The 24,936-nt window shown below is 68.3% G+C and carries 24 protein-coding genes and 1 tRNA gene; 12 read left to right on the top strand and 13 right to left on the bottom strand.

Annotation, left to right across the window (positions count from 1 at the left end; genetic code table 11):
- Both CSW62_RS23895 and tsaD read right to left on the bottom strand, forming a co-directional pair.
- Entirely contained in the window at nucleotides 1-996 is a 996-nt protein-coding gene (locus tag CSW62_RS23895; protein WP_099581961.1) for an NAD(P)H-dependent glycerol-3-phosphate dehydrogenase, read from the bottom strand.
- Nucleotides 993-2,096 carry a tRNA (adenosine(37)-N6)-threonylcarbamoyltransferase complex transferase subunit TsaD gene (tsaD, locus tag CSW62_RS23890; RefSeq protein ID WP_099581960.1) on the bottom strand — a complete coding sequence of 368 codons (1,104 nt, stop codon included), beginning with the start codon at nucleotides 2,094-2,096 and terminating at the stop codon, nucleotides 993-995. Before tsaD ends, CSW62_RS23895 begins: the two co-directional genes overlap by 4 nt.
- A 71-nt stretch (nucleotides 2,097-2,167) precedes the next feature.
- Here tsaD and hemC point away from each other — a divergent pair, with 71 nt between their 5' ends.
- The 6 genes from hemC to CSW62_RS23860 all read left to right on the top strand — a co-directional run bounded on the left by hemC (nucleotide 2,168) and on the right by CSW62_RS23860 (nucleotide 6,794).
- Nucleotides 2,168-3,136: a hydroxymethylbilane synthase gene (gene hemC, locus CSW62_RS23885; RefSeq protein WP_099581959.1), complete on the top strand. Its 969-nt coding sequence runs from the start codon at nucleotides 2,168-2,170 to the stop codon at nucleotides 3,134-3,136.
- A gap of 3 nt (nucleotides 3,137-3,139) precedes the next feature.
- Nucleotides 3,140-3,826 (top strand): uroporphyrinogen-III synthase, encoded by a 687-nt coding sequence (locus CSW62_RS23880; RefSeq protein ID WP_099581958.1) that lies wholly within the window; start codon nucleotides 3,140-3,142, stop codon nucleotides 3,824-3,826.
- A 45-nt stretch (nucleotides 3,827-3,871) separates the two neighbouring features.
- Nucleotides 3,872-4,765 carry a COG4223 family protein gene (locus CSW62_RS23875; RefSeq protein WP_099582444.1) on the top strand — a complete coding sequence of 298 codons (894 nt, stop codon included), beginning with the start codon at nucleotides 3,872-3,874 and terminating at the stop codon, nucleotides 4,763-4,765.
- Nucleotides 4,762-6,306 (top strand): heme biosynthesis protein HemY, encoded by a 1,545-nt coding sequence (locus CSW62_RS23870; protein WP_099581957.1) that lies wholly within the window; start codon nucleotides 4,762-4,764, stop codon nucleotides 6,304-6,306. Before CSW62_RS23875 ends, CSW62_RS23870 begins: the two co-directional genes overlap by 4 nt.
- A gap of 39 nt (nucleotides 6,307-6,345) precedes the next feature.
- Nucleotides 6,346-6,421, top strand: a tRNA-Thr gene (locus tag CSW62_RS23865).
- 73 nt (nucleotides 6,422-6,494) lie between these two features.
- A complete protein-coding gene (locus CSW62_RS23860; protein ID WP_099581956.1) occupies nucleotides 6,495-6,794 on the top strand; it encodes a hypothetical protein in 300 nt (99 codons plus the stop codon).
- Between the two features lie 107 nt (nucleotides 6,795-6,901).
- Here CSW62_RS23860 and CSW62_RS23855 read toward each other — a convergent pair whose 3' ends face one another.
- From CSW62_RS23855 to CSW62_RS23825, 7 genes are all read right to left on the bottom strand, one after another.
- Nucleotides 6,902-7,552, bottom strand: coding sequence for a hypothetical protein (locus CSW62_RS23855; RefSeq protein WP_099581955.1), 651 nt, complete (start codon nucleotides 7,550-7,552; stop codon nucleotides 6,902-6,904).
- 131 nt (nucleotides 7,553-7,683) lie between these two features.
- Nucleotides 7,684-9,882 (bottom strand): 3-hydroxyacyl-CoA dehydrogenase NAD-binding domain-containing protein, encoded by a 2,199-nt coding sequence (locus tag CSW62_RS23850; RefSeq protein WP_099581954.1) that lies wholly within the window; start codon nucleotides 9,880-9,882, stop codon nucleotides 7,684-7,686.
- Nucleotides 9,883-9,902: 20 nt separating this feature from the next.
- A complete protein-coding gene (locus CSW62_RS23845; RefSeq protein ID WP_099581953.1) occupies nucleotides 9,903-11,108 on the bottom strand; it encodes an acetyl-CoA C-acetyltransferase in 1,206 nt (401 codons plus the stop codon).
- Nucleotides 11,109-11,172: 64 nt separating this feature from the next.
- On the bottom strand, nucleotides 11,173-11,550 hold the full coding sequence (locus tag CSW62_RS23840; RefSeq protein WP_099581952.1) for a hypothetical protein: 378 nt from the start codon (nucleotides 11,548-11,550) through the stop codon (nucleotides 11,173-11,175).
- The gene (locus tag CSW62_RS23835; RefSeq protein WP_099581951.1) at nucleotides 11,547-12,710 is read right to left on the bottom strand and encodes an acyl-CoA dehydrogenase family protein; all 1,164 of its coding nucleotides are present in this window, start codon (nucleotides 12,708-12,710) and stop codon (nucleotides 11,547-11,549) included. The genes CSW62_RS23840 and CSW62_RS23835 overlap by 4 nt, the downstream gene beginning before the upstream one ends.
- 2 nt (nucleotides 12,711-12,712) lie before the next feature.
- Nucleotides 12,713-14,506 (bottom strand): acyl-CoA dehydrogenase C-terminal domain-containing protein, encoded by a 1,794-nt coding sequence (locus CSW62_RS23830; RefSeq protein ID WP_099581950.1) that lies wholly within the window; start codon nucleotides 14,504-14,506, stop codon nucleotides 12,713-12,715.
- A gap of 93 nt (nucleotides 14,507-14,599) precedes the next feature.
- Entirely contained in the window at nucleotides 14,600-15,079 is a 480-nt protein-coding gene (locus tag CSW62_RS23825) for a MerR family DNA-binding transcriptional regulator (protein ID WP_099581949.1), read from the bottom strand.
- A 193-nt stretch (nucleotides 15,080-15,272) separates the two neighbouring features.
- On the opposite strand from CSW62_RS23825, the gene CSW62_RS23820 reads away from it, so the two are divergent.
- Complete coding sequence (locus tag CSW62_RS23820) at nucleotides 15,273-15,929, top strand: helix-turn-helix transcriptional regulator (protein ID WP_099581948.1); 657 nt, start codon at nucleotides 15,273-15,275, stop codon at nucleotides 15,927-15,929.
- A gap of 16 nt (nucleotides 15,930-15,945) precedes the next feature.
- Here the strand turns inward: CSW62_RS23820 and CSW62_RS23815 are convergent, their stop codons facing one another.
- The 4 genes from CSW62_RS23815 to CSW62_RS23800 all read right to left on the bottom strand — a co-directional run bounded on the left by CSW62_RS23815 (nucleotide 15,946) and on the right by CSW62_RS23800 (nucleotide 20,642).
- Nucleotides 15,946-16,155 (bottom strand): hypothetical protein, encoded by a 210-nt coding sequence (locus CSW62_RS23815; RefSeq protein ID WP_099581947.1) that lies wholly within the window; start codon nucleotides 16,153-16,155, stop codon nucleotides 15,946-15,948.
- A 181-nt stretch (nucleotides 16,156-16,336) separates the two neighbouring features.
- Nucleotides 16,337-17,995 carry a lysine--tRNA ligase gene (locus tag CSW62_RS23810; RefSeq protein WP_099581946.1) on the bottom strand — a complete coding sequence of 553 codons (1,659 nt, stop codon included), beginning with the start codon at nucleotides 17,993-17,995 and terminating at the stop codon, nucleotides 16,337-16,339.
- A gap of 43 nt (nucleotides 17,996-18,038) precedes the next feature.
- Nucleotides 18,039-19,676: a phosphoglucomutase (alpha-D-glucose-1,6-bisphosphate-dependent) gene (gene pgm / locus CSW62_RS23805; protein WP_099581945.1), complete on the bottom strand. Its 1,638-nt coding sequence runs from the start codon at nucleotides 19,674-19,676 to the stop codon at nucleotides 18,039-18,041.
- Nucleotides 19,677-19,763: 87 nt separating this feature from the next.
- Complete coding sequence (locus CSW62_RS23800; RefSeq protein WP_099581944.1) at nucleotides 19,764-20,642, bottom strand: isoaspartyl peptidase/L-asparaginase family protein; 879 nt, start codon at nucleotides 20,640-20,642, stop codon at nucleotides 19,764-19,766.
- Nucleotides 20,643-20,712: 70 nt separating this feature from the next.
- On the opposite strand from CSW62_RS23800, the gene CSW62_RS23795 reads away from it, so the two are divergent.
- From CSW62_RS23795 to CSW62_RS23775, 5 genes are all read left to right on the top strand, one after another.
- Nucleotides 20,713-21,711, top strand: a complete 999-nt coding sequence (locus CSW62_RS23795; protein WP_099581943.1) for an NADPH:quinone oxidoreductase family protein — start codon at nucleotides 20,713-20,715, stop codon at nucleotides 21,709-21,711.
- 103 nt (nucleotides 21,712-21,814) lie between these two features.
- Entirely contained in the window at nucleotides 21,815-22,732 is a 918-nt protein-coding gene (locus CSW62_RS23790) for a WecB/TagA/CpsF family glycosyltransferase (RefSeq protein ID WP_099581942.1), read from the top strand.
- 66 nt (nucleotides 22,733-22,798) lie between these two features.
- On the top strand, nucleotides 22,799-22,990 hold the full coding sequence (locus CSW62_RS23785; RefSeq protein WP_099581941.1) for a hypothetical protein: 192 nt from the start codon (nucleotides 22,799-22,801) through the stop codon (nucleotides 22,988-22,990).
- Nucleotides 22,991-23,133: 143 nt separating this feature from the next.
- Nucleotides 23,134-24,024: an SDR family NAD(P)-dependent oxidoreductase gene (locus CSW62_RS23780; protein WP_099581940.1), complete on the top strand. Its 891-nt coding sequence runs from the start codon at nucleotides 23,134-23,136 to the stop codon at nucleotides 24,022-24,024.
- Nucleotides 24,021-24,932 (top strand): DMT family transporter, encoded by a 912-nt coding sequence (locus CSW62_RS23775; RefSeq protein WP_099581939.1) that lies wholly within the window; start codon nucleotides 24,021-24,023, stop codon nucleotides 24,930-24,932. Before CSW62_RS23780 ends, CSW62_RS23775 begins: the two co-directional genes overlap by 4 nt.
- The last annotated feature ends 4 nt before the right edge of the window (nucleotides 24,933-24,936 follow it).

Below are 24,936 nucleotides of genomic sequence, written 5' to 3'. Positions count from 1 at the left end.
TCAGGCTTCGGATTTGAGCGGTCGCGAGAGCAGGCCCGCGATGGCGGCGTCGACCTCGACCTCGCCGGCCAGGATGGCGGCGACGGCTTCGCAGATCGGAACCTCGACCCCGACCTTGCGGGCCAGGGCGCGGACGGCCGGGGCGGAGGCGACCCCTTCAGCGACCGAGACCTTGCCGGCCAGGGCCTGTTCCAGGGTCAGGCCTTGGCCCAGGGCCAGGCCGACGCTCATGTTGCGCGACTGCGGGCTGGAACAGGTCAAGACGAGGTCGCCCAAGCCGCAGAGGCCAGCGACGGTTTCGGGCTTGGCCCCGAGAGTTACGGCCAGGCGGGTCAGTTCGGCGAACCCGCGGGTGATCACCGTGGCGTGGGCGTTGCGGCCCAGGCCCTTGCCCTCGACGATGCCGCAGGCGATGGCCAGGACGTTCTTCACCGCTCCGCCGGCCTCGGCCCCGATCAGGTCGTTGGCCGTGTAGGGGCGGAAGGTCGGGATGGCGATGGCCTCGGCGATGGCGCGGCCCAAGGCCTCGTCCTCGCAGGCCAGGGTGACGGCGGCGGGCAGGTTCCGCGCCACTTCGCCAGCGAAGCTGGGCCCTGAAAGCACCGCGATCGGCGCGCCGGGCAGGACCTCGGCCGCCACCTCGGTCATCAGCTTCAGCGAGCCCTGCTCGACGCCTTTGGAGCATAGCAGGATCGGCGCCCCGGCCTTGTGGTGGGGGGCGAAGGCGGTGAGGGCCGCGCGCAGGTGCTGAGCGGGGGCCACGGCCAGGATCAGATCGCAGTCGGCGAGGCCGGCCAGGTCGGTGACCGCCCTGATCGATGGCTCCAGCGCGATGCCTGGAAGAAACACCGCGTTCTCATGGCGTTCGTTGACGGCCGTCACGACCTCGGGCTCCCGGGCCTGCAAGGTGACCTGGAGACCGGCGCGAGCGCAGACCTGGGCCAGGGCCGTGCCCCAGGCGCCGGCGCCGATGACGCCTACATGGTGGAAGGTCATGCCTTGGCTCCCTTGCGTCCGTAGGCGTTGGCGGGGTTGGCCAGCGCCGCGGCTTCGTCCAGCGGCCAGCGCGGACGGGCCACGGCGTCGAGGTCGTCGGAAATCCCCAGCGCCAGCCGCTCGGCCCCGGCCAGGGCGATCATGGCGGCGTTGTCGGTGCAATAGGCCAGCGGCGGGGCGGCGAACGAAAAGCCGTTCTTCCCGCAGTCGGCCAGCAGGACCGCGCGCACCGCGCCATTGGCGGCCACGCCGCCGGCGACGACGAAGCGCAGGTCTTCCGGCCCGTGGCCTTCCTTGTAGAGCTTCATGGCCCGGTCGACCCGCTCGGACAGCTGGCGGGCGATGGCGGCCTGGACGGCGGCGGCCAAATCGCGGCGCTCGTCGTCGGTGGTCAGGGTCTCGGCGATCCGCGCGGCGGCCGTCTTCAGGCCCGAGAACGAGAAGTCGCAATCCTTGCGGCCCAGCAGGGCGCGGGGCAGGGCATAGCGCGCCGCGTCGCCGCCGACCGCCAGCTTTTCCAGCGCCGGACCGCCGGGATAGGGCAGGCCAAGGCTCTTGGCGATCTTGTCGAAGGCCTCGCCGGCCGCGTCGTCGATCGTGGTGCCCCGGCGCTTGCAGGCTCCCACGCCGGAGACTTCCAGCAACTGACAATGGCCGCCGGAGACTAGCAACAGCAGGAACGGATAGGCGATGTCGGCGCCCAGGCGCGCCGAGACCGCGTGGCCTTCCAGGTGATTGACCGCGACTAGCGGCACGCCGCGCGCCAGCGACACGGCCTTGCCGAACGCCAAGCCGACCATGACCCCGCCGACCAGGCCGGGACCAGCCGTGGCGGCGACGCCGTCCAGTTGATCGAAGCCCAGACCCGAGGCGCGCATGGCCTCGGCGGCGATGGCGTCGATCGACTCCACATGGGCGCGAGCGGCGATCTCGGGCACCACGCCGCCGAACGGCGCGTGCTGTTCGAACTGGGTGCCGATTACGGACGACAGCACCGTCACCGTACCGTCCGCCTCCCGGCGCACGACCGAGGCCGCGGTCTCGTCGCAGCTGGTCTCCAGGCCGAGGATGGTGAGTGCAGAATCCGTAAGGATAGTCATTCGTTGCGGGCTTCCCGCCGCTCCTGTAGCAGCGAAGATGAAATCTTGTCTCCGCAGGTAACGTTCCGACCGTGTCCCGGCAACCTCCCATCCGTATCGGGGCGCGTGGCTCCAAGCTCTCCCTGGCCCAGTCGGGGCTGATGCAGGCGCGGATCGCGCATGCGCTGGGCGTTCCGTTCGACGCTTCCCAGGAAGAAATCGAGGCGGCCGCTCCGCTGATCCCGATCGTCACCAGCGGCGACCGCATCCAGGATCGCCGCCTGATGGAGATCGGCGGCAAGGGTCTCTTCACCAAGGAAATCGAGGAAGCCCTGCTGGACGGCCGCATCGACTGCGCCGTCCACTCGCTGAAGGACATGCCGGCCGAGCTGCCGCCGGGCCTGATCCTGGCCGCCACGCCCGAGCGTGAAGACCCGCGTGACGCCTTCATCAGCAATATCTGCGAGCGGCTGGAAGACCTGCCGAAGGGCGCGCGCCTGGGCACCGCCTCCCTGCGTCGCCAAGCCCAGGCCCTGCACGTGCGGCCCGATCTCGAGATCGTCATGCTGCGCGGCAATGTCGACACCCGCCTGGCCAAGCTGGAGCGCGGCGAGGCCGACGCCATCCTGCTGGCCCAGTCGGGCCTGAACCGCCTGGGGTTGGGTCACATCACCAAGAGCTGGCTCGACCCCGACGCCGCCCCGCCGGCGCCGGGCCAGGGCGCCCTGGTCATCGAGACCCGCCTGGAAGACGCCCATGCGCCCTGGCTGCAGGCCGTTAGCTGCCGCGAAACCACCCTTGCCGTCGCCGCTGAACGCGGCGCGCTCTACGCGCTGGAAGGCTCGTGCCGGACGGCCATCGGCGCCCGCGCCGTGCTCGACGGTTCGCGCCTGACCCTGATCGTCGAGGCCCTGACCCCGGACGGCGCTCAGCGCTTCCGCCGCCAGGGTGAGACGATCCTGTCGGGCGCGGATGACATCACCGAGGCCCGCGCCCTGGGCTTGGACCTGGGCGCCCAGGTCCGACTCGAAGGCGGCGACGCCATCCTGCTGCCGGAGTAGGGCATGAGCGCGGGCGCGCCGGTCTGGATCACCCGCGCCCGTCCCGGCGCCCTGGCCACCGCCGAGCGCGTGCGGGGCCTGGGCTTTGAGGCCCTCGTCGACCCCCTGCTGGCGGTCGAGGCGCTGCAGGCCGAACTCGATCTCTCCCACGTCACCGCCTTGGCCTTCACCAGCGCCAATGGCGTCGAGGCCTTCGCGCGATTGTCGGACGCTCGCGGCGTGCCAGTGTTCGCGGTCGGCCGGGCCACGGCCAAGGCGGCGCAAGCGGAGGGCTTCGCGTCCGTCTCCAGCGCGGACGGCGATGTCGAGGATCTCTGCGAACTGATCGCCGGCGGGGCCTCTGGGCCGGTGCTTTGGGCGGGGGCTCGGGAGCCGGCCGGCGACCTCGTCGGCATGCTGCGCGGCCGGGGGGTGATGGCCAAGGGTGTGGCGGTCTACGAAACCCTCGAGCGCGCCCCGTCCGACGAGACCCTCGCGCGGCTGAAGGCGCCCGCCACCGCGCTGCTGCATTCGCCCCGCGCGGCCCGGGCCCTGGCGGCGATCCTGCGCGAACGGCCCGCGTCCGCGCTGCGCTTCCTCTGCCTTTCCGAGGCCGTCGCCGCCCCTCTGCGCGGCATCGCCGAACCCGGGTCTGTGACCTTCGCGCCGCGTCCGGACGAATCCGCCCTCCTGGAGCTGCTCAATAGCTAAGCACGACGTTGCGAAGCGTCGCCGCCTGGGGCACGAATGGACCTCATGAACGCCGCTCCCGATCCTGCTGAAATCGTCGCCCCCAGCGATCCGGCGCTGTACGCCCGTCGCCGCGTCATGGGCCCCGGCGTGTGGATCTGGCTGATCCTCTGCGTGCTGTGCGTCGCCCTGGGCGCGGGCGTCGCGCACTACGGCCCGACTCTGTTCAAGGCCAGGCCCGCTCCGGCCGATGGCGCGGTCTCCGCCGAACCCAGCCCGCACGCCGTCGCCGACCGCGTCGCCACGGGCTCGGCCCTGCCGGTCGACGCCGGGACCAGCGCCGTGGCGCCGCCGGCCGCCGATTTCGAGCGCCTGGACGGCCGAATCGCTGCTTTGGAATCCAGCCAGAAAAGCGTGACCGACGCCGCGACCGCCGCCCTGGCGGTCTCCGCGCTCGCGGAAGCCACCGAGACCTCGCGCCCGTTCGGCCAGGAACTGGCCGGTCTGCAGCGCGTGCTGCCGCCTTCGCCCGACCTTCGCGCGCTGAGCGAACTGGCGACCAAGGGCGCCCCGACTCGCGCCGGCCTGGCCGTGCAGTTCGGCGCGCTCGCTGGCCGCGCCGCCAGCGCCTCGCGCAATCCTGGCCCGGACGCCGACCTATTCTCGCGGATCCGCTACGCCCTCTCCAGCATCGTCTCGATCCGCCACGTCGGTTCGACCACCGGCTCGACGCCGGACGCCATGCTGGCCCGCGCCCAGATCCTGCTGGACGACGGCGATGTCGAGGGCGCGGTTGAGGCTCTGGACCCGCTGCCCGACGCCGCCCGCGTGGTGCTGGCGCCGTGGATCAACGCCGCCAACCGCCGCATCGAGATCGACCGCCACGTGGCGGCCATCCGCGCCGACGCTTTGACCGACCTGTCTCGCGTCGCGCGGACCGGCGCCCAGGGGCAGCCATGACCCGCGTCGCCTTCGCCCTTTTCCTTGTCGCCGCCGTCGCGGTCACGGTCCTGGCCCTGACCGGCGAGCCCGGCCGCGCGGCTTTGGACTGGATGGGCTGGCGCATCGAGATGACTGCAGCGGCGGCGGCCCTGCTGACCCTGTTGTCCGCTCTGCTGTTCACCCTGCTCTGGCGGGGCGTCATCTGGATCGTCGAGGCCCCGCGCCGCGCCGCCCGGGCCCGCGCCGAGGCCAAACGCAAGTCGGCGATCGAGGCCCTGTCGCGCGGCTTCCTCGCGGTCGCCGCCGGCGACGGTTCCGAGGCCCGCCGCCTGGCCCAGAAGTCCGCTGAACTCTCCGAGGACGCTCCGGCTCTGGTGCGCGTGCTGGCCGCCCAGGCGGCCGAGGCGGCCGGCGACATGGGCGCTGCCAAGAGCGCCTACAACGCGATGCTCGGCTTCCCCGAGATGCGTCTGGCCGGCCTGCGTGGGCTGATGCAGGCGGCGCAGGCCGAGGGCGACCGCCCGACCGCCATCCGTCACGCCGAGACTGCCTACGGCCTGGCCCGCACAGCTCGCTGGGCCTGGCGCGCCCTGCTGGAGGCCCGGCTGGAGTTCGGCGACTGGTCCTCGGCGCTGGACCTCGTCCAGGGCGCCCTGGAGCGCAAGATCGTCTCGCCGGTCGTCGCCGACCGTAGCCGCGCCGCGCTTCTGGCCGCTTCGGCCGCCAGCCTGGAAAATAGCGTCGAGCCCAAGGTCCGCGGACAGGCGCTCGACTTCGCGATCCAGTCGGTGAAGCTGAAGCCCGACTTCGCCCCCGGAGTAGTGATGGCCGCCCGCCTTCTGGCCGACGACGGCAAGGTCGCCAAGGCTGGCCAGCTGATCGAGACCGCCTGGAAGGCCGAGCCGCACCCGGCCTTGTGGCTGGCCTATCGCGACCTGAAGACCAACGAGACCCCCAAGGCCCGCGCCCAGCGCTTGGCCTCTCTCGCCGCCATGAAGCCCGAGTCTCGCGAGAGCCGCATCCTGCGGGTCGAGAGCGCCCTGATCGGCGGCGATCCCGTCGCCGCCCGCGCCGCTGCCCGCCTGCTAGACGCGGAGGCGCCCACGGCCCGCTTCGCCGGCCTGATGGCTCGCGTCGCCGCCGCCAACAGCGAGGCCGACGAGGCCCGCGCCTGGATCGCCCGGGGTATCGAGGCCCCCCAGGAGCCTGACTGGTCCGACCTCGACCCCGAAGGCCGCGCCTTCGCCTATCGCCGCGAGGATTGGGCCCGTCTGGTTGGCAGCTACGGCGAGACCGGCCAGCTGATCCATCCGCGACACGAGCGTCGCGAGCGGACGATGAACGACCTGCCCGAGCTGCCCTCGGCCTATCCGGACTACGCGGCGTCGACGCCGTTCATCCGCGCAGCCGAGACCGGCGGCGCCCTGATGCCCATCCCGGACGACCCCGGCGTGTTCGACGCGCCGCCGATTTCCGACCCTCCGGAAGGCGGCCCAGCGCCCCGTCGCAATTCTGGTGCAAGACGGCGCTTGGCAAGTGGCTCGCGTCCCGCTAAGTAGGCCCTCCTTCGCTTCGGGTTTCCCCCCAAGCGTCCGTGGGCCGCCTTAGCTCAGCCGGTAGAGCGACGCATTCGTAATGCGTAGGTCAGGTGTTCGAGTCACCTAGGCGGCACCACTTTTCTTCTTTCCCCTCTGAAATCCGGAACTCTCGCCACGACGGCTCCGTTCGTGTCTCGAAGGAGTTCCGCATGTCCGATCGCGTCGACGACGATACCGCCCTCGAGGAAGTCATGGGCTTTCTCGACGCCCCGCCCGAAGAGGGCAGCGCCGACGATGCGCGGTTTGGCGAGCGGCTCAGGCAGGTGATCGCGGCGGCGATTCCGTTGGATGAGGGCGAGGATCCGGCCGACGGGCCGACCTTGCAGCTGGACGACGGCTTGCGGGGCCGTCTGGAAGCGCTGGCGAAAAAGCGAGGCGGGAGCCACTATTTCGGCGACCATCCCGATGGCATCGGCCCGACCCTGGGCATGGACGTCAGCAAGTCCTAGAGCATTTTCGATCCAACTGGATCGGCGAAATGCTCTAGCCCTTTGTTTAACGCGTTTTCTGACGACGAACCGATACCCACTTCGTCGGAAAACGCTCTAGCGGGCCTTCAGTCGTCCCAGCCCTTGCGCTTCTTCTTCTTGCCCAGGGCGAAGATCCCCGGATACGGCCCCTTGCCGACGCGATAGAGGCACCAGTCGTCGTCCTTGGCGCAGTCGCCGTCGAAGGCGGCTTTCTTGTCCGGGTCGATGGCGGCGTATATCGGGGCGGTGCGCGAGCGCTGGCCGTCGGCCTCGGCGCAGGCGGCCTTCTGGTCGCGGTTCAGGGCGACGGTCTTCTCGTGCCGGCAACCCAGGCTTTCGCGCAGGCTGTCGCGGGTCTGGTCGCTCTGCTCGACCAGCTTGCGGGCCGTAAAGCCAGGCGGGGCGACGATCGCTGGCGGGCCCGAGGGCTTGGCCGCCGTGGGCGGGGCCGGAGTGATCGTCGGCGAGGGCAGCGCGGGCGGGACAGGGCTTCGATGGATCTGCTCCGGCGTAACCGGGGCAGGGGCGGGCGTATCGGCGGGGCGGGACGGCGCGTCGAGCAGCTGCGCCTCGATGACTTGCGGTTCGACCAGTTGCGGCAGCCAGCGCGCGCCGGAGACCAGGGCCAGCAGCACCAGGACGTGGGCGGCCAGAACGAGGCCCAAGGCTGTGAGGTTGCGCCGCAGATCCCGCCGTGAGGGGCGCCGCCAGGTTCCGATGGCGATCGCCGTACTCATGATGTCTCCAGGCGCTGCGGCGCTGGATATGGGTATGGGCGCGATGCGGCGCGAGCGTGGCCCTACGGGACGAGAAAAAGGCCCGATGTTTCCACCGGGCCTTTCCTTGTTTCAGCGATGCGATTGGAAGCTTACGCCGCCGCCTGCGCCTTGACGCCGAAGCGGCCGTAGAAGGTCTCGCCCTTTTCGGCCATCTCGCGCAGCAGGGCCGGCGGCGCGAAGCGCTTGCCGTACTTCTGGGCGAGGGCGTCGCAGGTCTCGACGAAGGCCTTGGCGCCGACGCCGTCGATCAGGCTGATCGGGCCGCCGGTCCAGGGCGCGAAGCCCCAGCCCAGGATGGCGCCGACATCGGCCTCGCGCGGGTCGACGATGACGCCTTCCTCGAAGCAACGGGCGGCTTCGACGGCCTGGCGGTAGAGCAGGCGGGTGCGGATCTCGTGGATCAGCGCCTGGTCGGCGTCGGCGATCTTCACCGGGGCGAGGTCGGAAAGGCCCTTCCACAGGACCTTCGGGCCGTTCTCCGGATAGTCGTAGAAGCCCTTGCCGTTCTTGCGGCCGAAGCGCTGCAGTTCGACCACCATCTTCTCGATGATCGGGGCGAACGGACGGTCCTCGAACTTGTCGCCGAGGTCTTTCTTGGTCTGCTGGGTGACCTTGTAGCCGAGGTCCAGCGCGACGTCGTCGTTCATCTCCAGCGGACCACGCGGCATGCCCGTGGCGCGGCCGACATTGTCGATGATGGCCGGCGCGATGCCGTCGGCCAGCATTTCCAGGCCTTCCTGCACGAAGGTGCCGAAGCAGCGGCTGGTGTAGAAGCCGCGGCTGTCATTGACGACGATCGGGGTCTTCTTGATCTTCAGGACGTAGTCGATCGACTTGGCCAGGGCTTCCTGGCTGGTCTGCTCGCCCATGATGATCTCGACCAGACCCATCTTGTCGACCGGCGAGAAGAAGTGGATGCCGATGAACGAGGCCGGGCGGACGCTGGCCTTCGACAGGCCGGTGATCGGCAGGGTCGAGGTGTTGGAGCCGAAGATGGCGGTCTCGGCCAGTTCGGCCTCGGCCTTCTTGGTCACTTCGGCCTTCACGTCGCGGTTCTCGAACACGGCTTCCACGACCAGGTCCGAGCCCTTGACCAGGCTGTAGTCGGTGGTCGGGGTGATCAGGGCCAGAATGGCCTCGCCCTTCTCGGCGGTCATCTTGCCGCGCGAGACGGCCTTCTTGACCAGACCCTCGGCGTAGGACTTGCCCTTGTCGGCGGCTTCCTGCGTCTGGTCGATCAGCACGCTCTCGATGCCGGCCATGGCTTGGACATAGGCGATGCCCGCGCCCATCATGCCGGCGCCCAGGACGGCGACCTTCTTGACGTCATAGTGCGGGACATTGGCCGGACGGCCCGAACCCTTGCCCAGCTCCTGCAGGGAGAGGAACAGGGTGCGGATCATGCCCTTGGCCTGGGGCGTCATCATGGTCTTCAGGAAGTAGCGGGTCTCGATCCGCAGGGCGGCGTCGAACGGCACCTGGGTGCCTTCATAGACCGCCTTCATGATGTTCAGCTGGGCCGGGTAGTTGCCGTAGGTCTGCTTGCGCAGCATGGCGTTGCCCATGACGAAGACCTGGCTGCCGGTCGGGGTGTAGGGACCGCCGCCCGGGAGCTTGAACTCCTTCTTGTCCCACAGAGCGACGGGGTCGCCCTTGGTCTTGACCCAGGTCTTGGCGGCCTCGACCACCTGATCGGCCGGGACGACTTCGTGCACGACCTTGTTGGCCAGGGCCTCGGCCGGCTTCATCGACTTGCCTTCCAGCAGGTAGGGCGCTGCAGCCATCACGCCCATCAGGCGCGGCAGACGCTGGGTGCCGCCGGCGCCCGGCAGCAGGCCGACCTTGGCTTCCGGTAGGGCCAGCTGGATCTTCGGATTGTCGGCGACCACGCGGTAGTGGCAGGCCAGGGTTATCTCGAGACCGCCGCCCATGGCCAGGCCGTTGATGGCCGCGGCCACCGGCTTGCCGCAGGTCTCCAGGGCGCGGAACGCCTTGTTCAGCGCGAAGCCGGCTTCGAAGGCGGCCTTCAGGCCCTCTTCGCCCGGCTTGCCGCCGCCCAGGCCGCCGCTGCCGCCCAGTTCGCCGAGGTCGGCGCCGGCGCAGAAGCCGGTCGTCTTGCCCGAGGTGATGACGGCGCCCTTGATGGCCTCGTCGCTCTTGATGCGGTCGACGACGTCGCCGATCTCCTTGATGACCGAAGCGGTCAGGGTGTTCATCGAGCGGCCGGGCACGTCGAAGGTGACCAGGGCCACGCCGTCGGAATCGACCTCGATCTTGAAGTTTTCCATAGGTGTCAGGTCCTTGAGTCTTAGACGCGTTCGATGACGGTGGCGGTGCCCATGCCGGCGCCGACGCACAGGGTGATCAGGGCGGTTTCCTTGTCCGAGCGTTCCAGCTCGTCGAGCATGGTGCCCAGGATCATCGCGCCGGTGGCGCCCAGCGGGTGGCCCATGGCGATGGCGCCGCCGTTCACGTTCATCTTGTCGTGCGGGATGTCCAGCGCCTGCATCATGCGCAGGACGACGGCGGCGAAGGCTTCGTTCAGCTCATAGAGGTCGATGTCGGAGACCTCCATCTTCAGCTTCTTGAGCAGCTTCTCGGTGACCAGCGAGGGGCCGGTCAGCATGATCGAGGGCTCCGAGCCGATCGAGGCCGCGCCCTTGATGCGGCCGCGCGCCTTCAGGCCAAGAGCCTCGCCCATTTCCTTGGTGCCGATCAGGACGCCGGCGGCGCCGTCGACGATGCCCGAGCTGTTGCCGGCGTGGTGGACGTGGTTGATCTTCTCGACCTGCGGATAGCGCTGGGTGACGACGGCGTCGAACGCCATCTCGCCCATGCCCGTGAACGACGGGTTCAGCGAGGCCAGGGTCTGCATGGTGGTCGAGCCGCGCACGGTCTCGTCGTGGTCCAGGATGGTGATCCCAAGCTGGTCCTTCACGCCGATGACGGACTTCTTGAAGCGACCGTCGGCCCACGAGGCGGCGGCGCGCTTCTGGCTCTCGACGGCATAGGCGTCGACGTCATCGCGCGAGAAGCCGTACAGCGAGGCGATCAGGTCGGCCGAGACGCCTTGCGGGGCGAAATAGGTCTTGAAGGCCGACGACGGGTCGGTCGGCCAGGCGCCGCCGTCGCTGCCCATGGGCACGCGGCTCATGCTCTCGACGCCGCCGCCGATGGCGAGGCTGGCTTCGCCCGAGGCGACCTTGGCCGCGGCCATGTTCACGGCTTCCAGGCCCGAGGCGCAGAAGCGGTTGATCTGCACGCCGGCGACGCTTTCGGCGTAGTCGGCGGTCAGGACGGCGGTGCGGGCGATGTCCGAACCCTGCTCGCCGACGGGGGCGACGCAGCCCAGGACGACGTCGTCCACGTACTTGGTGTCGAGGTTGTTGCGGTCGCGGAGGGCTTCCAGGACCTGGGTGGCCAGCGACAGGGCGGTGATCTCGTGCAGAGACCCGTCCTTCTTGCCCTTGCCGCGCGGGGTGCGCACGGCGTCGAAGATGTAAGCGTCAGCCATGGAATGGCTCCTTCCCGAGAAGTGGTGTTCGTGTCGTTGAAAGCGCGGTCCTTGGGGGCCGGCCTTATGGTTTCCAGTTGCCGATCGGGTACTTGCCGATGGGCTCGCACTTCAGGCCGCTGGCGGCGGCCTTGGCGCGGTAATACGTACGCTGTCCGAAGTCGGGCGGTGGCAGCGAGCAGGCGGTGAAGCCCGAGGTCGTGACCTCCAGCTTCCACGTGGCGATCTTGGAGCGCAGCAGCGTGTTGCAGACGTCCTTGCCGGGCGGCGTCAGCGGCAGCTTGAACGCGCCGGGTTGCGGGCGCTTGCCAACCAGTTCGCCGGAGAAGGTCAGCGGGCGCGGACCGGGCGCGGCGCGCACGCAGACCACGGCCGCGCGGGCGTCCGGAACGGGTTGAGCCGCGGCTGGGCCGGCCAGCAGCAGGATGAGCGGTACGATCACAGCGTCCTCGCGATCAGGAGTTTCATGATCTCGTTCGTGCCGCCGTAGATGCGCTGGATGCGGCTGTCCTTGTACATGCGCGCGATCGGGTACTCGTTCATGAAGCCATAGCCGCCGAACAGCTGCAGGCAGCGGTCGACGATCTTGTTCTCCAGGTCTGAGACCCAGTACTTGGCCATCGAGGCGGTGGCGGCGTCCAGCTTGCCGGCCAGGTGCAGCTCGATGCAGTGGTTGGTGAAGACGCGGGCGACGGTCGCCTCGGTCTTGCACTCGGCCAGGACAAACTGGGTGTTCTGGAAGTCGATGATCGCCTTGCCGAAGGCCTTGCGGTCCTTGACGTAGGCGATGGTCAGTTCGAGCGCCCGCTCGATGGTCGCCATGCCCTGCACGGCGATGTTCAGCCGCTCCTGCGGCAGCTGGCCCATCAGCTGGAAGAAGCCCTGGCCCTCGTCGGTCCCCAGCAGATTCTCGGTCGGGATCTTCACGTCGTTGAAGAACAGCTCCGAGGTGTCCTGAGCTTCCTGACCCAGCTTGTCGAGATTGCGGCCGCGCTCGAAGCCTTCGACTTCATCGGTCTCGACAATCAGCAGGCTGGTGCCGCGGGCGCCGCCGGCGGGGTCGGTCTTGGCCACGACGATGATGAAGTTCGCCGTCTGGCCATTGGTGATGAAGGTCTTGGAGCCGTTGATGACGTAGTGGTTGCCGACCTTCTTGGCGGTGGTCTTCACCCCCTGAAGGTCGGACCCGGCGCCGGGCTCGGTCATGGCGATCGCGCCGACCAGTTCGCCCGTCACCAGCCTCGGCAGCCAACGACGCTTCTGCTCGTCGGTCCCGTAATGGACGACGTAGGGCATGATGATCGCATTGTGCAGGCTGATGCCGAAGCCATCGACGCCCTTCAGGCCCAACTGCTCCATCAGCACGACTTCGTGGCGGTAGTCGCCGCCGGCGCCGCCGTATTCTTCGGGCGTGGAGAGGCCGAGCAAGCCGGCCTCCCCAGCCTTGGTCCACATGTCGCGGTCGACGCAGTGGTTCTTGCGCCACTGCGCCACGGTCGATTCAGGCGCGTGCTCATCGAAGAACTTGCCCACCGCGTCCTCGAAGATCGCGATGTCCTCTTCGGCCATGAAGGCGGGTTTTTCGATGTTGAGCACGCTCATGATCAGAAGGCCTCCGCGGGCAGCGCCATCAGGGTCGCCGAACCCGTCTTAAGCTTGGCCAGGTGTGCCCCGGCGTCAGGCAAGATGCGCTCGATGAAATAGCGACCGGTGACCAGCTTGGTCGTGAAGAACGGGTCCGACGAGCCGGCCGCAATCTTGGCGTTGGCCGCCTTGGCCATCAGCGCCCACATGTACGCCAGGCCCGTCAGGCCGAAGAGGTGCATGTAGTCGGTCGAGGCTGCACCCGCGTTGTCGGGGTTCTGCAGGCCGTTCTGCATCAGCCACATGGTGCCGTCCTGCAGTTGGGCCTTCACGCCCGCTAGGGCCTCGATGAAGGGCTTCAGGCTCTCGTCGGCGTCGTTTTCGCCGATGAACTGGTCGATCTCCTGGAAGAAGGTCATGACCGCGCGACCGCCCTTGGCGGCCAGCTTGCGGCCGACCAGGTCCAGGGCCTGCACGCCGTTGGTGCCTTCGTAGATTAGGGCGATGCGGCAATCGCGCATGAACTGGCTGACCGGGAAATGCTCGGTGAAGCCGCTGCCGCCGTGCACCTGCACCGCGTTCGAGCAGACCTCGAAGCCCTTGTCGGTCAGGTAGCCCTTCAGCACCGGGGTCATGAGGCCCATGTAGTCCGAGGACTTTTCGCGGACGGCGGCGTCGGGGTGGACGTGCGACAGGTCGCCGTGCAGGGCGGTCCAGAACAGGAAGGCGCGACCGCCTTCGATCAGGGCCTTGCTCTCCAGCAGCATGCGGCGGACGTCCGGGTGGACGATGATCGGGTCGGCCGGGCCGTCGGCGTTCTTCGGGCCGGTCAGAGAGCGGCCTTGCAGGCGGTCCTTGGCGAAGGCGGCAGCGGCCTGATAGGCGGCCTCGCCCTGGGCCACGCCCTGCATGCCAACACCCAGACGCGCCTCGTTCATCATGACGAACATGATCTTGAGGCCCGAGTTCTCCTCGCCGATCAGATAGCCCTCGGCGTCGTCATACTGCATGACGCAGGTGGCGTTGCCGTGGATGCCCATCTTCTCTTCCAGGCCGACGCACTTGACGCCCTGGTTACGCTCGCCGACCGAGCCGTCTTCCTTGGGGAAGAACTTCGGCACGATGAAGAGGCTGATGCCCTTCACGCCAGCCGGAGCGCCCTCGATGCGGGCCAGGACGAGGTGGACGATGTTATCGGCCATGTCGTGCTCGCCGGCCGAGATCCAGATCTTCTGGCCGGTGATCTTGTAGCTGCCGTTCGCCTGCGGAACCGCCTTGGTGCGCAGCAAGCCGAGGTCCGTGCCGCAGTGCGGCTCCGTCAGGTTCATGGTGCCGGTCCATTCGCCGCTCACCATCTTCGGCAGATAGGTCTGCTTCTGTTCGTCGCTGCCGCCGGTGTGGATGGCCGAATAGGCGCCGTGGGCCAGGCCCGGATACATCGAGAAGGCCATGTTGGCCGAGCTCGACATCTCGCTGAAGGCCAGGTTGACGACATGCGGCAGGCCTTGGCCGCCATAGGCCGGGTCCGAGCCCAGGCCGGTCCAGCCGCCTTCGCACAGCTGCTTGTAGGCGTCCTTGAACCCCGGCGGGGTGGTGACGACGTTGGTGGCCGGGTCCAGCTTGCAGCCGGTCTTGTCGCCGACCGTGTTCAGCGGGGCTAGGACCTCGCCGGTGAACTGGGCGGCGGCGTCGAGGATCTGCTCCACGGTCTCGAACGGCGCATCGGAAAAGCCGGGCAGGTCGCCGTGCTGGTCGATGTTGAGCACGTCACGCAGGATGAAGGCGTGGTCGCGAACGGGCGGCTGGTAGGTCATGAAACGGTCCTGGCTAGGATCGGGAGGAAAAACGAGTGTGCGGCCGCCGTGTGTCGCGCGTCTTGCGCGGAGGCGGCTCCGCAGAAGGGTGTCTTACTTGCCCAACATCGCTTCGCCGTGACCGTCGAGACGGGCGCGCAGCACCTGCTCGTAATCGGCCGCGCGGGGCAGCAGGTCGGGGCGGATCTCGGTGAGGCGCTTTTCGAGGCGATTGCAGGCCTCGCGCAGCTCGATCAGGGCGTTGTCGATGTCGTCGCGCTGCTGTTCCAGCGCATTGGCGCGCTCACGGAACTTCTTCAGCGAGCGGGCCATCTGCGCCGCGCCCTCGTCGTTCTCGTCATAGAGATCCAGCAGTTCGCGGATCTCGGTCAGCGACAGGCCCACGCGCTTGCCGCGCAGGATCAGCTGCAGGCGGACGCGGTCCTTGTGGGAATAGACGCGGTTCAGGCCCTCGCGGGCCGGATTCAGCAGGCCCTTGTCTTCGTAGAAGCGCAGGGCGCGCGGCGTGGCTTTGAATTCGTTGCACAGCTGGCGGATCGTGAAAGTCCGCTCGGGGCGTCGCAGGTCGGCCATGGATGGAAACCTCCCAATGAAGAGGGCCTGGCTACTGCGGCCGGGCCGCTTTGTTATCGTTGATCACCCTAAACCCGATCTCGGGCGAACGTCAACGCTTACGTAAACGTCAACTGAGCGAGCGGCGATAGGTTTACTTTCCTAGGCGGCGGGGCGTATTTTCCTTGGCAAGACAGCGCTCAAGGAGGCGTCAGTGGCGACCCTCTCTCACGGCGAAATCTGGCGGGCCATTGACGCCCTGGCCGAGCGTTTCGACATGACGCCCTCTGCCATGGCCCGTATGGCGGGCCTGGATCCCACCAGCTTCAACCGCTCCAAGCGCGGCTCGGCCGAGACCGACGGCCGCGCGCGCTGGCCCTCGACCGAGAGCCTGGCCAAGCTGCTGGAGGCGACGGGGGTCAATTTCTCGGAATTCGCCGCCCTGACCGAGCGGTCGCCGGTGCGAACGTCGGCCGATGGAGGGCAGGTCCGGGGCGCACCTTTGATCGGCTTGGCCCAGGCCGGTCAGGACGGGTTCTTCGATGAGGCGGGGATGCCGGTGGGCGCCGGCTGGGACGAGGTCGCCGCGCCGGATCTGGGCGAGGGCCTGTTCGCGCTGGAGGTGGCGGGCAGTGATCTCGCGCCGGTCTATCGCGACGGCGACTGCCTGCTGGTCTCACCCAGCCAGGAGCCGCGCAAGGGCGACCGCGTGGTGGCGCGGACGAACGCCGGTGAGGTGCTGGTGCGGGAGCTGGGGCGGGTGACGGCCCGGACCCTGGAGCTGGTGGCCTTGAGCCACTCGGGCGAACCTCGCCTGCTGGCGCGGGACGAGGTCGCCTGGGTCGCGCGGATCGTCTGGGTCAGCCAGTAGGCCGACCCGAAAGATCTTAGGTTCGCGGGCAGCTTGCGTGGCTGTCGAGCAGCCAGGCGATCAGCGGACCGGCCGAGGGATCCTCGCAGGACACGTCGAGGCGGTACGACGCCCAGGTGTCATTGTGCGCGGCCTCGACATGGGCGTCGGGGAATTGCTGGACGATTCCGCCCAGAAGGGAATCGAATTCCTGACGGTCGGTGGGGCGGAGAGTGAACGAAGCCATGGTCCTAAACCTTGATGACTGATCTTGGTTCTGATGGTCCAACCTAGACTCAGAAAGGTGGGCGGACCCTTAACCGCGTTTTCAGACTTCGTTCATTTTCAAGGACATGGTGTCGCACGTCGCGCGGATTCACGCGTCGCGAGCAAGCGACGCTGTTGAATCCGCGCGATGCGGGAACGGGCTAGCCCAACTTTTCCTCGATCAGCGCCACCGTCCGGTCGATGCCGAAGATCGCAGCGAACGAGCCGAAGCGGGGACCTTGGCTCTGGCCCAGCAGCACTTCGTACAGGGCCTGGAACCAGGCGCGCAGCGGGTCGAAGCCGTGAGTCTTGCCGACCTCGAACACCTCGTTCTGGATCAGCTCGGCGTCGGGCGCGTCGGCCGGCATGGCCTTCAGCTTGGCCAACAGGTCCAGCATCGCGGCGCGCTCCTGGTCGGTGGGGGCGCGGAAGGTCTTCGTGGGTTTGACGAAGTCCTCGTAGTAGTTGATCGCGTAGCCGGCCAGGCGGTCCAGCAGCGGCTGGGTTTCCGGCGAGGCCCCCGGGATGTAGCGCGACAGGAAGCCCCAGAGGATCTCCTTGGTCGAGGCGTCGGCGGCCGAGACCAGGTTCAGCATCAGGCTGAACGACACTGGCGAGCCCTGCTCGGGCGGCTTGCCCGAGTGGATGTGCCAGACGGGGTTGTCGAGCTGCTTGGCTGGCTCCTGGCGCCCGTAGGCGTCCAGCTGCTGCAGATATTCGTCCGTCGCCTTGGGGATGACGTCGAAATAGAGCTTCTTGGCCGACTTGGGGCTCTGGAACATGTAGTACGACAGGCTCTCCGGCGCGCCGTAGCGCAGCCAGTCCTCCATCGACAGGCCATTGCCCTTGGACTTGGAGATCTTCTGGTTATTCTCGTCCAGGAAGAGTTCGTAGTTGAAGCCTTCCGGCGGAACCCCGCCCAGGGCCTTGCAGATCGCGCCCGAGGCCTTGACCGAGTCGATCAGGTCCTTGCCCGACATCTCGTAGTCGACGCCCAGGGCGGTCCAGCGCATGGCCCAGTCGGGCTTCCACTGCATCTTCACGTGGCCGCCGGTAACCGGGACCTCGACCTTGGAGCCGTCCTCGTCCTCGAAGGTGATCGTGCCCTTCTCGACATTGCGCTCCAGGGTCGGGACCTGAAGCACCTTGCCGGTGGTCGGGCTGACCGGGAGGAACGGCGAATAGGTCGCGCGGCGTTCCTCGCCCAGGGTCGGCAGCATGACCTTCTGGATGGCGTCGAAGCGCTCCAGGGCCGTGAGCAGCGTCGCGTCGAACAGGCCGCCCTTGTAGCACTCGGTTGAGGAGACGAACTCGTACTCGAAGCCAAAGCCGTCCAGGAACGCGCGCAGGCGGGCGTTATTGTGGGCGCCGAAGCTGTCGTGGGTGCCGAACGGGTCGCGGACGACAGTCAGCGGCTTGCCCAGGTCCTCGATCAGCGGCTGCTTGTTCTCGATGTTGTCGGGAACCTTGCGCAGGCCGTCCATGTCGTCGCTGAAGGCGATCAGGCGGGTGGGGATGTGGTCGTCGACCAGCGCGCGGAAGGCCTGGCGCACCATGGTCGTGCGCGCCACTTCGCCGAACGTGCCCAGATGCGGCAGGCCCGACGGACCATAGCCGGTCTCGAAAATCACGGCCCTGGAGAGGGCGGGATAGGCTTTCACCGCCTCGTCGGCCTTGCCGGCGTCAATCAGGGCCTTGGCGGCCTCCTGGTCGGCGCGGTCTGGAAGACGCACGCGCAGGACGCGGGCGATGGTGGCGCGCGCCTGCTCGAACGGCCAGGAGCGGGCTTCGCGGGCGAGGGGGGAGAGGCCTTCAAACATGCGGGGCGTATAAACGCTGTCACGCCAGAGGGCTAGCTTTGCGTCAGCCCTTCAGCGCCCCGGCCACCACCTCGCGCGCCTCGGCCTGGACCTGCTTCAGGTGATCGGGACCCAGGAACGACTCCGCATAGATCTTGTAGACGTCCTCGGTGCCTGACGGTCGGGCGGCGAACCAGGCGTTCGTGGTCGTCACCTTCAGGCCGCCGATCGCCTCGCCATTGCCGGGGGCGTTGGTCAGGATGTCGGTGATCGGCTCGCCCGCCAGGGTCTTGGCGGAAACGTCGCTGGGGCTGAGCTTGGCGAGGCGGGCCTTTTCCTCGCGGGTCGCGGGGGCGTCGACGCGCGCATAGGACGGGGCGTCGTATTTCTGGGTCAGGTCGGCATAGAGCTGGCTGGCGCTCTGGCCGGTCCGGGCCTGGATCTCGGCGGCCAACAGGGCCAGCTGCAGGCCGTCCTTGTCGGTGGTCCAGACACTGCCGTCGTGGCGCAGGAAGGCCGCGCCGGCCGACTCCTCGCCGCCGAAGCCGACCGAGCCGTCCAGCAGGCCGGGCACGAAATATTTGAAGCCGACCGGCACTTCCAGCAGGCGACGGCCAAGCCCCGAAACCACGCGGTCGATCATCGATGACGAGACCAGGGTCTTGCCGACCGCGACGTCCGCGCCCCAGCCGGGGCGGTGGGTGAACAGGTACGAGATCGCCGCCGCCAGATAGTGGTTGGGGTTCATCAACCCGCCGTCGGGCGTGACGATGCCGTGGCGATCGGCGTCGGCGTCATTGCCGGTCGCCACGTCATAGGCCGCGCCGCCCTTCATGATCTCGATCAGATTGGCCATGGCCGAGGGCGACGAGCAGTCCATGCGGATCTTGCCGTCGGTGTCGAGCGGCATGAACGCCCAGCGCGGATCCACCGCCGCGTTGACCACCGTCAGGTTCAGCCCGTGGCGCTCGGCGATCTCGCCCCAGTAGGCCACGGCCGCGCCGCCCAGGGGATCGGCGCCGATCCGCACCCCGGCCGCGCGGATGGACTCAATGTCGACAATGCTGGGCAGGTCGTTGACATAGCGGCCCAGGAAGTCGTAGCGACCGGCGGCCTTGTGAGCCTCTTCGAAGCCTATCCGCTCCACCCCCGCCAGGCCCTCGGCCAGCAATTCGTTGGCGCGCGCGGCGATCGCCGAGGTCGCGCCGCTGTCGGCCGGACCTCCGGACGGAGGATTATACTTGATGCCGCCGTCGCGGGGCGGGTTGTGCGAGGGGGTCAGCAAAAGGCCGTCGGCCTGCGCCGTGTTCAGGCGATTATGCGTCAGGATGGCGTGCGATACGGCCGGGGTCGGGGTGTAGCCCCCGCGGCTGTCGATCAGCGCGGTGACGCCATTGCCTGCCAGGACTTCCAGCACTGAGCGGAAAGCTGGTTCCGATAGGCCGTGTGTGTCGCGACCGACGAAGATCGGACCGGTGAGGCCTTGGGCCGCGCGGTGCTCGACCACGGCCTGGGTGACGGCCAGGATGTGGTTCTCGTTGAAGCCGCCGTCCAGGCTGGAGCCTCGGTGACCCGAGGTGCCGAACACCACCTTCTGTGCGGGGTTGGCGACGTCGGGCTTGATCGCGAAATAGGCGCCGATCAGCGCCTCCAGGTCGATCAGGTCCTCGGGAAGAGCGCGAAGGCCGGCGCGGCTGTGCATGAAGACCCCGGGTTATGGTTGGACGTCGGACGGCAACGGCCAACCCCTAGAGGCGGTTCAAGACGATTTCACCAACTATCTGCGGCGTCAGAACGCTTCGCTGACGATCGTTCCGTCCAACAGCAGCGCCGCCCGCTTCAGGCCGCTGGACGCGAACGGCATGGCGACATGGCCGTCCCGATCCACGGAGACCAGCCCGCCATGGCCGCCCAGGTCCGCCACGCCCTGGATGGCCGCCCGGGCCGCGCGTTCCAGGCTCTCGCCGCCAAACCGCAGCCGGTGGGCGACCTGTGCGGCGACGGCGGTGCGGATGAAATACTCGCCCTGGCCGGTGCAGGAGACGGCCGCGAAGCCGTCGGCCCAGGCGCCGGCCCCGATGATCGGCGAGTCGCCCACCCGGCCGGGCCGCTTGCCGAATACGCCCGCCGTCGAGGTCGCGGCCGCGAGGCCGCCCTCGGCGTCGCGGACCACGCAGCCTACCGTGCCGGTCGGGAGAGTGTCGGGCGGATGGTTGTCCTCGAAGGCCCCGGCGCGGGTGAACCAGGCGTCCGGATCCTCGACCGTCTCCAGCCCCTGGTCGCGGGCGAAGTCGATCGCCCCCTGGCCCGCCAGCATCACGTTCGGGGTCTTCTCCATCACCGCGCGGGCGGCCAGGATCGGGCTCTTGAAGCCTTGCAGCGCCGCGACCGAACCGGCCCGCAAGGTGGGGCCGCACATCAGGCTGGCGTCCAGCTCGTATTCGCCGTCGGCATTGGGCGAGGCGCCCTTGCCGGCGATGTAGAGGCCGCTGGCCTCCAAGGCGACGACGGTCTCGACGGCCACGTCCAGGGCGTTCGCTCCGGCGGCCAGGCGGTCGCGGGCCGCCTCGACGAGGCCGCGCATGTGGGCGATCTCGACGGCGTAGTCGTGGCCGGGCTTGGCGCCCGCGCCGCCGTGCAAGGCGAGACTAAAACGGTTGTTTGACATTCTGCTTCCTTGGCCCGGCGTCCCGCGCTAGCGTCCGCGCTCTTAACGAAGAAATCTGGGAGAGGCGATCATGAAGGCGGTGCTCAGCAAGGAAGTCGGCGGTCCGGAGACCCTGGTGCTGGAGGAGCTGCCCGATCCTGTCGCCGGTCCCGGCCAGGTGCTGATCGACGTCAAGGCCTGCGGGGTCAACTATCCCGACGTCCTGATCATCGAGGACAAGTACCAGTTCAAGCCGACGCGGCCTTTCGCGCCGGGGGGCGAGGTGTCGGGCGTGATCGCCGCGGTCGGCGAGGGCGTCACCCGCTTCAAGGTCGGCGACCGCGTCCTGGCCTCGACCGGCTGGGGCGGTTTCGCCGAGAAGCTGGCCCTGGAAGAGCAGCGCTGCACGCCCATTCCCGACAACATGCCCTTTGACGAGGCCGCCGCCTTCGTCCTGACCTACGGCACCTCGTACTACGCCCTGAAGGACCGCGGCGCGCTGAAGGCCGGCGAGACCCTGCTGGTTCTGGGGGCCGCCGGCGGCGTTGGCCTGGCTGCCGTCGAACTGGGCAAGGCGGCGGGGGCGCGTGTTATCGCCGCAGCCTCCAGCCAGGAGAAGGTCGATCTGGCCATCAAGCACGGCGCCGACAGCGGCGTCGTCTATCCGCGCGGCCCGTTCGACAAGGACGGCCAGAAAGCGCTGGCCAACCTGATCAAGGACGCCTGCGGACCCAATGGCTGGGATGTCGCCTATGACGCGGTCGGCGGCGATTATTCGGAGGCGACCATCCGGGCCGCCGGCTGGAACGGCCGCTTCCTGGTCATTGGTTTCCCGTCGGGGATTCCGAAGATCCCGTTGAATCTCACGCTGTTGAAGTCGTGCGACATCGTCGGGGTGTTCTGGGGCGCGGCGGTGGCGCGCGATCCCAAGGGCCACGCCGAGAACCTCAAGGATCTGATGGGTCTCTACGCCACCGGCAAGATCAAGCCTTACGTCTCCGAGCGTTTCCCGCTGGCCCGCGCTGGCGAGGCCATCGCCCATCTTTCCAGCCGCAAGGCCATGGGCAAGGTGGTGATCACGGTTGACTAGAAGGGTTATCGGGACGTGGTTAAATCCCGCTAAGTATCCTTTTTAGCAAAGGAAACACGACATTTCCGCAGAGTGCTCCTCAAGACTAGGAGACTCTGCGGCGATGTTCGTCCCCCAGGAACAGAGCGTAATGAACGACGCGGCGCCGGCGGCGCCTCGGCGCGCCTATCGCCTGACACGGCGCCCCGAGGAACGCGTGCGCGTGCTCGGTGGGGTGATGGACCTGGTGCGCCCGGAAGAGGTGTTCCATTTCGTCACCGGCAAGCTGGAAGCGCGTCAGAGCGCCATCGTCGCCAACCACAATCTTCACAGCCTCTATCTGATCGGCAAGGACCATCAGATCGGCGCGTTCTACAAGGAAGCCGACCTGATCGAGGTCGACAGCGTGCCGTTGATCTTCTGGGCGCGCCTGGTGGGCCGGGCCAGCCGGCGCTTCCATCGCTGCACCTATCTGGACTGGCGCGACGACTTCTGGAGCATGGCCACGCAGAAGAACTGGAAGGTCTTCTTCGTCGGCGGAGCCCCGGGCGTGGCCGAGAAGGCTATCGCGCGCATCCACCAGGACTATCCGACCGCCCACATCGCCAGCCACCACGGCTATTTCGACGTCAGGCCCGGCTCGGCCGCCAACGACGCGGTGGTCGAGGCCATTCGCGACTACCAACCCGATGTCGTGCTGGTCGGCATGGGCATGCCGCGCCAGGAGATCTGGACGCTGGAGAACCACAAGGCCTACGGTCCGGCCGTGACCTTCACCGTCGGCGGAGCCTTCGACTACGAAGCCGGCGTCCAGAAGCCCGCGCCGCGCTGGATGGGCCCGATGGGCATGGAATGGCTGTTCCGGCTGATGAATGATCCGCAACGCCTGTTCTCGCGCTACTGCGTCGAGCCCTGGTCGCTGGTCGGTCCGGCTTGCCGAGACGTGGTCCGGGCGTTGGGCAGGCGAGCGACAAGCGATCCCCGGGCGGCGGAAAACGCCCGTTGGGAGCAAATGCGTGCTCGCAACGAGGGAGTACGCTAGGATGACGCGGTCTGTGGGGGCCGAGATCATCGCGACGTTGATCTCGAAAGAGGGGCTTGGGGGATAATGGGCCTGGATATTCGCGTCATGACTCTGGAGGCCAAGGAGCGCTCCAGCTTCGCTCATCGCGCCATCGCGGGCTTGGGCCTGGTCGGCCTGGGCCTGGCCTGGGCCGTGCTGCTGGCGCCATGCCTGCTATGGCTGGCTCTCAGTCACCTGGGCCGCCGTCTCGAGCCGCTGGTTCGCCGTCCGGCCTGATTTCGTCTCGGCCTGATTTCGTCTTGGCCCAATTTCGCTTGGCATGGAGGGCTCGAAGGCCTCTAGCCAACCTGTGTTTGCTCCGCGAATATGATCGTTGATCACTGACCCGCGAAGAGGTCGGGGACGCGGAGGAATTTCTCATGGTCGGACGTCTGGACGGCAAGGTCGCCGTCGTCACCGGGGGCTGCTCGGGCATCGGGCTCGGCGCGGTCGAGCTGTTCGTGGCCGAGGGGGCGAGCGTGATCGCCGCCGACCTACAGGCCGAAAAGGGCGAGATGCTGGAAAGGCGCTTTCCCGACCACGTCCGCTTCTCGCGCTGCGACGTCACCTCGGAAGACGACCTGGCCAGGACCATGGCCCTGGCCGAGGAGAGCTTCGGCGGCCTCGACATCCTGTTCAACAACGCCGGACACGGCGGCACGCCCGCGGCGGTGCCTGAGCTGACCGTCGAGGGCTGGGACAAGACCTTCGCCCTCCTGGTGCGCGGTCCGGCCATCGGCATGAAGCACGCCCTGCCGCTGATGCTGAAGCGCGGGGGCGGCTCGATCATCAACACCGCCTCGATCGCCGGCCTGCAGGCGGGCTTCGGTCCGCTGGCCTATTCGGCGGCCAAGGCGGCGGTGATCCACATGAGCCGCTGCGCGGCGGCCGAGCTGTCGCCGCTGAAGATCCGGGTCAACGCCATCTGCCCGGGCCTGATCGCCACCTCGATCTTCGGGGCCTCGATGGGCCTGCCGCGCGAGGTCGCCGACCAGATGGCCGCCCAGATCGCCTCGATCGGACCGAAGATCCAGCCGATCCCCAAGTCGGGCCTGCCCGAGGACATCGCCGCCGCCGCTCTCTACCTGGCCAGCGACGACTCCCAGTTCGTGACCGGGACCCACATCGTCGTCGATGGCGGCATCACCGTCGGCCCGCGCAGCGCCTGGGACAGGAATACGCCCTCGCCGATCCTGGCGGCCATGGGCATCACGCCCGAGCAGGCCGAGGCGATGCGGGCCCAGCTGATGGCTTCCGGCGCGGCCGGGTGACCCTGACGCCCAACCTGCGCGGCGCGCTGTGGATGCTGGCCTCGGCGGTCGGGTTCACGGCGATGACCACCCTGATCAAGTTCCTGGGGCCGGGCTATCCGGCCGCGCTCCAGACTTTCTACCGGCAGCTGGCGGGCGTGATCGTGCTCCTGCCGCTGATGGCCCGCGACTGGCGGGCCGCTTTCCGCACGACCCGGCCGGGGATCCTGATCTTCCGCTCCAGCGCCGGGGTCCTGGCGCTGATCATGGGCTTCTACGCCTATCAGAAGCTGCCGCTGGCAGACGCCAACGCCCTGTCGTTCACCCGGACCTTGTGGCTGGTGCCGCTGGCAGCCTTCGTGCTGCGCGAACCGATCGGACCCTTGCGGATCGGCGCGGCCCTGGTCGGCTTTCTGGGCGTGCTGATCATGCTCAGGCCAGGTTCGGGCGGAGCCGCCGCCTGGATCGGCTGGCCGCAGGCCTGCGCCCTGATCTCGGCCTTCCTGTTCGCCCTGACCATCACCGGAATGAAGGTCATGACCCGCGATCACAGCCCGTTCGTGCTGCTGGTCTACGCCGCCGTGCTGGGCCTAGTCTTCGCCATCCCACCGGCCCTGTTCGTCTGGAAGCGGCCAACGTGGCCGGACCTTGGCCTGCTGGCCGCCATGGGCGTGATCGGCACCTTCACCCAGGGGGCCTATATCAAGGGCATGGAGGCCGGCGAGGCGGCGGTCATGGCTCCGATCGATTATACGCGGCTGGTCTTTGCCGTGGGCGCGGGTCTACTGCTGTTTCACGAGGTTCCGAAACCGGCGGTGATCTTCGGCGCGGCGATCGTGGTCGCCTCGACCCTGTTCATCTCCTGGCGTGAGCACCAGCTGTCGAAGCGGTCGGCGTCAGGCGGGGCGCTCTTGCGGGATAAGCCCTAAACGC

Origin of the sequence: Caulobacter sp. FWC2 (genome assembly GCF_002742625.1) — a bacterium.
Lineage (GTDB): Bacteria > Pseudomonadota > Alphaproteobacteria > Caulobacterales > Caulobacteraceae > Caulobacter.
The sequence above is the reverse complement of the archived record's forward strand: the minus strand, read 5'-3'. Positions and strand labels throughout refer to the sequence as shown.

Bases quoted from the DNA above. Each gene is read 5' to 3' on its own strand.
- CSW62_RS23835 (WP_099581951.1), bottom strand. From the start codon at position 12,710: ATGAGCGTGCTCAACATCGAAAAACCCGCCTTCATGGCCGAAGAGGAC.
- CSW62_RS23780 (WP_099581940.1), top strand. From the start codon at position 23,134: ATGGTCGGACGTCTGGACGGCAAGGTCGCCGTCGTCACCGGGGGCTGC.
- CSW62_RS23895 (WP_099581961.1), bottom strand. From the start codon at position 996: ATGACCTTCCACCATGTAGGCGTCATCGGCGCCGGCGCCTGGGGCACG.
- CSW62_RS23855 (WP_099581955.1), bottom strand. From the start codon at position 7,552: ATGAGTACGGCGATCGCCATCGGAACCTGGCGGCGCCCCTCACGGCGG.
- CSW62_RS23790 (WP_099581942.1), top strand. From the start codon at position 21,815: ATGTTCGTCCCCCAGGAACAGAGCGTAATGAACGACGCGGCGCCGGCG.
- CSW62_RS23845 (WP_099581953.1), bottom strand. From the start codon at position 11,108: ATGGCTGACGCTTACATCTTCGACGCCGTGCGCACCCCGCGCGGCAAG.
- pgm (WP_099581945.1), bottom strand. From the start codon at position 19,676: ATGCACAGCCGCGCCGGCCTTCGCGCTCTTCCCGAGGACCTGATCGAC.
- CSW62_RS23815 (WP_099581947.1), bottom strand. From the start codon at position 16,155: ATGGCTTCGTTCACTCTCCGCCCCACCGACCGTCAGGAATTCGATTCC.
- CSW62_RS23785 (WP_099581941.1), top strand. From the start codon at position 22,799: ATGGGCCTGGATATTCGCGTCATGACTCTGGAGGCCAAGGAGCGCTCC.
- CSW62_RS23870 (WP_099581957.1), top strand. From the start codon at position 4,762: ATGACCCGCGTCGCCTTCGCCCTTTTCCTTGTCGCCGCCGTCGCGGTC.
- CSW62_RS23830 (WP_099581950.1), bottom strand. From the start codon at position 14,506: ATGACCTACCAGCCGCCCGTTCGCGACCACGCCTTCATCCTGCGTGAC.
- CSW62_RS23825 (WP_099581949.1), bottom strand. From the start codon at position 15,079: ATGGCCGACCTGCGACGCCCCGAGCGGACTTTCACGATCCGCCAGCTG.
- CSW62_RS23860 (WP_099581956.1), top strand. From the start codon at position 6,495: ATGTCCGATCGCGTCGACGACGATACCGCCCTCGAGGAAGTCATGGGC.
- CSW62_RS23850 (WP_099581954.1), bottom strand. From the start codon at position 9,882: ATGGAAAACTTCAAGATCGAGGTCGATTCCGACGGCGTGGCCCTGGTC.
- CSW62_RS23800 (WP_099581944.1), bottom strand. From the start codon at position 20,642: ATGTCAAACAACCGTTTTAGTCTCGCCTTGCACGGCGGCGCGGGCGCC.
- CSW62_RS23795 (WP_099581943.1), top strand. From the start codon at position 20,713: ATGAAGGCGGTGCTCAGCAAGGAAGTCGGCGGTCCGGAGACCCTGGTG.
- CSW62_RS23880 (WP_099581958.1), top strand. From the start codon at position 3,140: ATGAGCGCGGGCGCGCCGGTCTGGATCACCCGCGCCCGTCCCGGCGCC.
- CSW62_RS23875 (WP_099582444.1), top strand. From the start codon at position 3,872: ATGAACGCCGCTCCCGATCCTGCTGAAATCGTCGCCCCCAGCGATCCG.
- tsaD (WP_099581960.1), bottom strand. From the start codon at position 2,096: ATGACTATCCTTACGGATTCTGCACTCACCATCCTCGGCCTGGAGACC.
- CSW62_RS23810 (WP_099581946.1), bottom strand. From the start codon at position 17,995: ATGTTTGAAGGCCTCTCCCCCCTCGCCCGCGAAGCCCGCTCCTGGCCG.